Source organism: Stenotrophomonas sp. HMWF023 (assembly GCF_003060985.1).
GTDB classification, from domain to species: domain Bacteria; phylum Pseudomonadota; class Gammaproteobacteria; order Xanthomonadales; family Xanthomonadaceae; genus Stenotrophomonas; species Stenotrophomonas lactitubi.
Window position 1 is genome coordinate 1 of sequence record NZ_QAIJ01000161.1, and the last position, 7,389, is coordinate 7,389.

Annotated in this window: 7 protein-coding genes; 2 read left to right on the top strand and 5 right to left on the bottom strand. The window is 68.0% G+C overall.

The genetic code is table 11. The features are described 5' to 3' along the window. The 4 genes from DBR20_RS08745 to DBR20_RS08760 all read right to left on the bottom strand — a co-directional run. Window positions 1–1,258: efflux transporter outer membrane subunit (locus tag DBR20_RS08745; protein ID WP_108265908.1), on the bottom strand; the 1,258-nt coding region annotated here is incomplete at its 3' end. Continuing rightward, a complete protein-coding gene (locus DBR20_RS08750; RefSeq protein WP_108265909.1) occupies window positions 1,255–2,337 on the bottom strand; it encodes an HlyD family secretion protein in 1,083 nt (360 codons plus the stop codon). The genes DBR20_RS08745 and DBR20_RS08750, both read right to left, overlap by 4 nt. Before the next feature lie 22 nt (window positions 2,338–2,359). Then, complete coding sequence (locus DBR20_RS08755) at window positions 2,360–3,889, bottom strand: MFS transporter (RefSeq protein ID WP_108265910.1); 1,530 nt, start codon at window positions 3,887–3,889, stop codon at window positions 2,360–2,362. A gap of 154 nt (window positions 3,890–4,043) precedes the next feature. Then, on the bottom strand, window positions 4,044–4,961 hold the full coding sequence (locus DBR20_RS08760; protein ID WP_100462647.1) for a LysR family transcriptional regulator: 918 nt from the start codon (window positions 4,959–4,961) through the stop codon (window positions 4,044–4,046). Window positions 4,962–5,102: 141 nt separating this feature from the next. Here DBR20_RS08760 and DBR20_RS08765 point away from each other — a divergent pair, with 141 nt between their 5' ends. Then, window positions 5,103–5,543 (top strand): universal stress protein, encoded by a 441-nt coding sequence (locus DBR20_RS08765; protein ID WP_108265927.1) that lies wholly within the window; start codon window positions 5,103–5,105, stop codon window positions 5,541–5,543. Between the two features lie 11 nt (window positions 5,544–5,554). Beyond that, a complete protein-coding gene (locus DBR20_RS08770; RefSeq protein ID WP_108265911.1) occupies window positions 5,555–6,025 on the top strand; it encodes a hypothetical protein in 471 nt (156 codons plus the stop codon). A gap of 42 nt (window positions 6,026–6,067) precedes the next feature. Here DBR20_RS08770 and DBR20_RS08775 read toward each other — a convergent pair. After that, window positions 6,068–7,389 (bottom strand): GGDEF domain-containing protein (locus DBR20_RS08775; RefSeq protein ID WP_108265912.1); only part of this gene is annotated, 1,322 nt, incomplete at its 5' end.

Sequence of the window (7,389 nt, forward strand, 5' to 3'; positions counted from 1 at the left end):
GCGCGGCGCCCAGCGCCGTCTCGCTCTCATCCACCGCCACATGCAGCTGCGCGGTGCGTTGCTGTTCGGCGGCATAGCCGTCGATGGCATCGTCCACTTCATGCCAGGCCTGCAGCACGGTACGGCGGAACTGCAGCGCCGACTGTTGCTGCTGCAGCCTGCTCAGCGCCAGGTTGGCCTTCAGGCGTCCGCCCTGGAAGATCGGCAAGCTGATCGACGGGCCGATACTGAAGCGATGCGCGTTCCAGCCATCCAGGTCATCCAGCTGCTTGGCCTGGAAACCGGCATCGCCATTCAAGGTGATGCGCGGCAGGAAGCTGGCCTTGGCCACGCCGATGCCAGCCGTGGCTGCATGCAACGCAGCCTCGGCACGGCGGACATCGGGACGACGCTCGGCCAGTTCACTGGGCACGCCCACGGCGACGGTCGGCAGCGCAGGCCAGTCGCGGCGCGCGCTCTGCAACTGCGCATCCAGCGCCTGTGGCGGCTTCGCCAGCAGGAACGCCAACGCATTGCGCAATTGTGATTCGCGATGCCGCAACGGCGCGATGCGTGCCTGCAACGATGCCACCTGTGCCGCCGCACTGGACACCTGCAACGTGCTGGCAACGCCCTGGCGCTGGCGCGCTTCGGTCAGCCGCTTGATGTCGTGGGCGATGCTGAGGTTGTCCTCGGTGATGGCCAGCAGCTGGCGTGTTGCGCGCAACTGCAGGTAATCGCGCGCGGTTTCCGCCAGCAGGGCGATACGCACCGCGTGTGCATCTTCCTCGGCCATCTGCACGCGTGCGTCGGCGGCTTCCACCTGGCGGCGTAAGCGGCCCCACAGATCCAGTTCCCAGCTCATGCCGATGCCGGCCTGGAACAACCCATAGTCATCACGACCGCCATTACCGGACGGATCGTTCAGGCCTACCTCGCTGTTGCGCGCGCGCGCGCCGCTGGCGGTGGCGCTGACGCTGGGCAGGCGATCGGCAGCGGTGACACCCCGCGCGGCGCGGCTCTGCTGCACGCGGTTGGCGGCCAGCTGCAGGTCGAGATTGGCCTGCAGCACCTGCGTCGCCAATTGCCCCAGCAGCGGGTCGTCGAAACCGGACCACCAGCTGGCATCGTCATCCAGCGCAGCTGACGCCACCGCTTCGCCCTGCCACTGCATGGGCAGTTCGGCCTGCGGGCGCACGAAGTCCGGGCCCAGCGTGCAGGCGGTCAGCACCGTGCACACCGCCGCTGCCGCCAGTACGCGTGGGAATACGCGGTTCATGCGCCCTCCCCGCCCTTGCGGCGCTGCGCGCGCTGCGCGCTCTGTACCCGCTGCGAACTCTGCAGATCCACGCTGGCTTCCACCGACATGCCGGCACGCAGTTGGCCCAGCAATGCCTGCTCCGGCTCCAGCACGATCTTCACCGGAATGCGCTGCACTACCTTGGTGAAGTTGCCGGTGGCGTTCTCCGGTGCAATCGCGGCGAACGTCACGCCGGTGGCTGGCGCGATGCTGTCGATATGGCCACGCAGCGGCATGCCGGGGAACACGTCCACCGTCAGCTCAACCTGCTGCCCCGGCTGCATGCGGGTCATCTGCGTTTCCTGGAAGTTGGCGACCACGAAGGCGCGCTGCAGCGGCACCACCGCGGCCACCGGCGTGCCCGGGGTCAGGTAGGCACCGACGCGCACTGCGCGGCGCCCGACCATGCCGTCGATCGGTGCGCGCAGCTCGGTGTGCGACAGATCCAGTTCGGCGCGTGCCTGCGCCGCTTCAGCACGCTGCACGGCTGCCTGCGCGGCCTGCACCCCGGCAGTGAGGATGTCGGTGCGCTGGCGTGCGGTCGACAATGCGGCCTGCCCCTGTTGCAGGTGCGCACTGGCCACAGCCTGCTTCGACTGCGCCTGCTGTGCGTTCTGCACGGTACCGGCACCGTCGCGGGCCAGCTCGCGGTAACGCTGCTGGTCGGCACTGGCCAGGGTCAGCTCGGAACGGCTGACATCCACGCTCGCCCTGGCCTGTTCGATCAGCGAGCCCTGCTGTGCCAGCGCCGCCTGTGCGTTGGCCAGCTGCGCACGTGCGTTGGCCAGGTCGGCGCGGGCGGCCAGCAACGCGACCTGGTAGTCACGGTCATCGATGCGGGCCAGCACGTCACCGGCTTTCACCGCTTGGTTGTCCTGCACGTCCACCGCGCTGACGAAGCCGGCGATCTTCGGTGCCACCACCGTGTAGTCGGCAACCACATAGGCGTTGTTGGTGGTCTGGTGGCGGCCATCGCGCAGCAGCAGCCAGGCGGCGCCGGCCAGGACCAGCACGCCCAGGCCGAGGCCAGCGTTGAGATACGTTCGATTGATTGTCATGAGGGGGTTCCTGCGAAGGGGATCAGGCCACGGCACGTGGCGGATGGATGCGGGTGGGCATCCAGGCAATGAGGGGAATGAAGGCCAGCGCGACCAACGCGACCAGCAGGTAGAGATCGGCCGAGGTCAATGCCTGCACCTGCGCATGCAGGCGCGCGCCCAGTTGCGGCCCCTCGGCCAGCCACGGCTGTTCGCCGAGGCGGTCGACCAGCACGGTGGAGTGGAAATGTCGGCGTCCCTGCGCGACCGCTTCAAGCACGCCGCTGGCCAGTACCGCGGCAAATCCCTTGACCGTGTTGAACCACGCCGAGGCGAAGGGGCCGTCCTGTGGCGCAAGGCCCCCTGTCGCCAGCATCAGCAGCGGCAGCACCGCCATCGGCTGCGCGAACACCTGCAGCAACTGCACCCACAGGAAGTTGTCGCGGATCCAGCTCACGTCCAGATGTGCGCCCAGCCAGCAGGCCAGCGCCAGCATCGTCAGCCCGGTGGCCTGCACCCAGCGGCAATCGATCGCGCGGATGTTCAGCAATGCGGCTACCAACGGCAGCGCGATTACCTGCGGAACCGCCACCCACAGCAGCATCGGCGCGGTCTGTTGCGGCCGATAGCCCTGCACGCTGGCGAGGAAGCCGGAGGGAATGGAGATCACCGCCAGCAGCACGAACAGCACGCCACCAAGAGTGATCAGCGAATAGCTGAGGTTGCGGTTGGCCAGCAGCTGCAGCTTGAAGAATGGCAACGGATGGAACCACTCGTTGACCATGAAAAGCACCAGCAGACCCGCACCGCCACCCAGCATCAGCGTGATCAACGACGAGTCGAACCAGTTCAAGCGCGGGCCCTGCACCAGGCCCAGTACCAGCAGCACCAGCGCCGGCAGGCCGAGCATCAGGCCGACGCCATCGAACTGTGCGAAGCGCTCCAGCCGCAGGGGATCCTGTGGCAGGCCCCAGCCGACCATCGCCATCGCTGCCAGGCAGTACGGCACGATCTGCCAGAACGCCCAGTGCCAGCCCACCTGCTCCACCCAGAACGCGGCCAGCGGAGTGCCCATGCTCGGCCCGAAGGTGGCGGTCAGTGCGTAGGCGGCCAGGCCGTACAGCTTGATGCCCGGCGGCAGGAAGCGCAGCGCCACGCTCATCAGCAGCGGCGGCAACGCGCCACCACACAGGCCCTGCAACGCGCGCAGCACCAGAAAGGTCTGCAGATTGGGTGCCAACGGGCACAGCACGCCCAGCACCATGAACCCGCCGATCATCGCCAACGCGAAGCGGCGCAGCGAGAAGGTGGCCGCGCACCACGGTGCGAACGCCATCGCGCTGACCGACATCGCGCTGTACAGCGCCACGATCCAGCTGCCGTCATCGACGCTGAAACCCATCGCCCCGCGGATGTCGGCCAGTGCGACCTTGGTGACGTTCTCGTTGAAGCCCGACACCAGCACCGCCAGCAGCACACCGCACAGCCCTACCAGGATGCGCCGGTCGAGCCCGGGTGCAGCGACGGGCCGGGGCGCTGCCGGCGCCGGCAATACGGCGGCAGGCGTGCTCACTGCCGGCCGCCGATCCGTGCAGTGCACGGCATATGTGGAGTCATTGGATTGCGCTCAGTGAAACTATCGGGAGCGCAGTCTAGAAAGGCCGTTGCCTGCGAAAAATGGCGTACCCGGCATCGCAGGCGTGCGTCCGGCGCACGCCTGCAAGCGATCAGTGGCGGGCCGCCTCGACCGAATCGCACATCACCTTGATCGCCCGCCGCAGCCACTGGTGCGCCGGGTCGTTGTCCATGCGCGGGTGCCAGGCCTGCACCAGTGCCACGGTGCGTACCGGCACCGGCAGCGGGAACATGCGCAGCGGCAGGCCCATGTGGGTGATGCGGTCGAGCATCACGCTCGGCATCTGCGGCAGGACCAGGTCTGAATCAGCAGCAGCGAAGATCGCACCGTGGAAGGTGGGGATGACTACCGCTACCCGGCGCTGCAGGCCGAGCACGGCCAGTTCCTCGTCGATCGGGCCGTGCGCCAGCCCGCGCCGGGACACGGCGATATGGTCGCAGGCCGCGAAGCGCTCGGCACTGATGTCGCCGTCGAACAACGGATGATCCTCGCGCGCGGCGCCCAGCAGCGAAGTCGTGAACAGGTGCTGCACCTTGGTTTCCGGGCTGTGCTTGCCCGCCGTACTGATGTACAGGTCGATCCGCCCCTGCACCATCGCATCGTCATCGGTATCGCCTTCGGGCACGAAGCGCAGCATGCAACGCGGTGCCTGCTGGCGGAACACCTCGCGCAGGCGGCCACCATAGCTGCCGATGAACACATCGTTGGCGCGCACGCTGAACGTGCGCTCCAGGGTAGCCATGTCGACCTCGCGGCCGGCATTGAACACGCGGTGTGCCTGCTCGATCACATCGCGCACCTGCTCACGCAGTTCCAGCGCGCGGGGTGTGGGGGCAAGCCCACGGCCGGCGCGCACCAGCACCGGATCACCCAGGGCCACGCGCACCCGGCCGAGGGTACGGCTCATCGCCGGCGCACTGAGGTTCATCCGCCGTGCGGCGGCGGCCACGCTGCATTCGTCGATCAGCACATCCAGTGCCAGCAACAGGTTCAGGTCCGGCAGGGGCATGGCAGTCTCCCGTAAATGCGATGACTCTACTGCAATCCAAACCAACCAGAGTTGCGTCCTGCGCACGCATTGACTGCGGCGCACGGCATGGGTGCGCGCGACGACATGCGCGACCATCACCGCCCTGCAAAGGAGCTTTTCATGTTCAACACCCTGCTGGTCGCGCTTGATGGCGGCCCCCAGCACGACCGCGTGCTGGACCTCGCCGCCGCCATGGCTGGCCCCCGCAGCCGCCTGCACCTGCTGTGCGTGCTCGACCCCGAATTCGCACTGGCAGCAGATGCCAGCGATGCCGACCGCCGCGAATATCCCGCCGCCGCCCGGCAGCAGGCGCATGCCGAAGCCGTACTGGCCGACGCCCTGGCCGAGCTGCGCGAGCGCGGCGTGGACGCCATCGCACAACTACCGTCCGGCGACCCGGGCGAAGTGATCAGCGCGCAGGCGCGTCGCCTGCAGTGCGACCTGATCGTCATCGGCCACCGCCATCTGTCACGTCTGCAGCGTCTGTTCGAGCCCTCGGTCGGGCAATGGACCATCGACCACGCGCCCTGCCCGGTGCTGGTGGAAACGCGCGATCCGTAGGTATTCCTGGCATGGCCTCGCGTTCCCCTGTATTTCCCACCCGCGTGAGTTATCGCGCTTTCGGCCGTCAGTTCAGTCGCGGCGAACAGGCCCTGCTGGCTGCGCTGCGGCAACTGGGCGACCCTGCGCTGCAGGCCGAGGGCCTGCTGCAACTGGCCGCCCTGGGCCTGGATGCCGAAGGACGCGACGCCTTCCGTGAACTGCTGCCATTGCTGGCCACGCCGCATGCACCGATCGAGCTGCTGCCGGCCGGGTCGCCGTTCATTTCCGCCAGCGAACTGGACCTGCTGGTCTGTCTGCTGCGCATTGCGCAATGGCGGCATGCACGCCCACGCGAGGACGATGTGCTGGCGCCGCTGCGTCGCCAACTGGCATGTTGTGCGACGGCGGTGCGCGCCACGCCGTTGACGTTGCGGCAACGGTCGCTGTCACCCGTAGGCCTGCGCCTGCTGGATCCGGCCGGATGGCTGCGCCAGCGCTGATCGGCCGCACACCTTCCCGCCGCGGCCGTGGCCCAGGCGTACTCAGCAGTCCAGCGTGTCGTGCGCGCCCCCGTGGTCGTCCAGCACGTGCGCGTGCAGGATCACCCGGTTGCGACCTGCACGCTTGGCCGCGTACAGGCCGGCATCGGCATCGGCCAGCAACTGTTCGGCGCTGGCCAGCGCCGGCGGATGCAGGTAGCCCACACCCACGCTGATGCTGACCGGGCCTTCGGGCAGCGGCAATGCTTCCACCGCCTCGCGCAGACGCTCGGCAAGTGCAAGTACACCCGACAGCGGGCTGCCGGGCACGATCACCGCGAACTCCTCACCGCCATAGCGCGCCACGCTGTCAGCCGCGCGCCCGGCGGTGGCCTGCAGCACCGCAGCTACCGCCTGCAGGCAGCGGTCGCCGGCGGGATGACCATGCTGGTCGTTGAATGCCTTGAAATGGTCGATATCCACCAGCAGCAACGCCATCTCGCTGCCGCTGCGGCGCGCACGGTTCCATTCGGCCAGCAGCAGCGTATCGAACTGACGCCGATTGGCTACGCCGGTCAGGCCATCCTGCCGCGCCAGCTGATCAAGACCCGCCTGCCGTTCCAGCAGGTCGATCTGCAGCAGCGTACTGCGCAGGCCGAAGCCCAGTGTCGCCACCACGAAGCCAGTCACGGCCAAAGGCCGCGCGTGATCCACCACCAGAGTGCCGACCACCAGCAGCAGCAAGGGCAGGATGATCGGCCCACCCGCCTGCACCAATCGCAGCAGGCGGGGATGCAGCACGAAGCCCGGCGCAGGTGCCTGGCGCAGCGCCAGTACCGCCAGCAGCAGGAACGGCAGGTCGATCAACAGATCGTTGTAGGCGCCGAACGACTGTTCGGAGGTGTAGTGATTGATGTAGAACGCCAGCAGCAGATAGCTCAGTGCGTACAGCGCCAGCGCGCGGTAGAAGCTGCGCCGTTCAGGCGCGTCGCCTGCGACCCAGCGCACCACCGCGAAGCCGGCGATGCACAGGTTCTGGATGTCGAACATGCGCTGCATGTGGGCCATCGCCTGATCATCGATATCGATGCGGTCGGCGAAGGACTGGGTATGCACGAAGAACAGCACGCCCAGCAGCGCGGCCATCACGCCGTCGATCAGGCTGATCATCCGGCGTTCGCGACGGGCGCGGGCCAGGATGAACACCAGCGGCACGCCGTACAGCACATACAACAGCAGGCTGGCGCGCGGGGTGATGTCGGACCGTCCGGCCCCCAGGGCGTCGGCCATGTTGAAGGCCATGCCACCGGCCCAGAGCAGCAGCGCCATTGCCGTGGCCCGCCAGCCCAGTGCAGCGCGGTCACGCTGGCCACGGCACAGGCAGG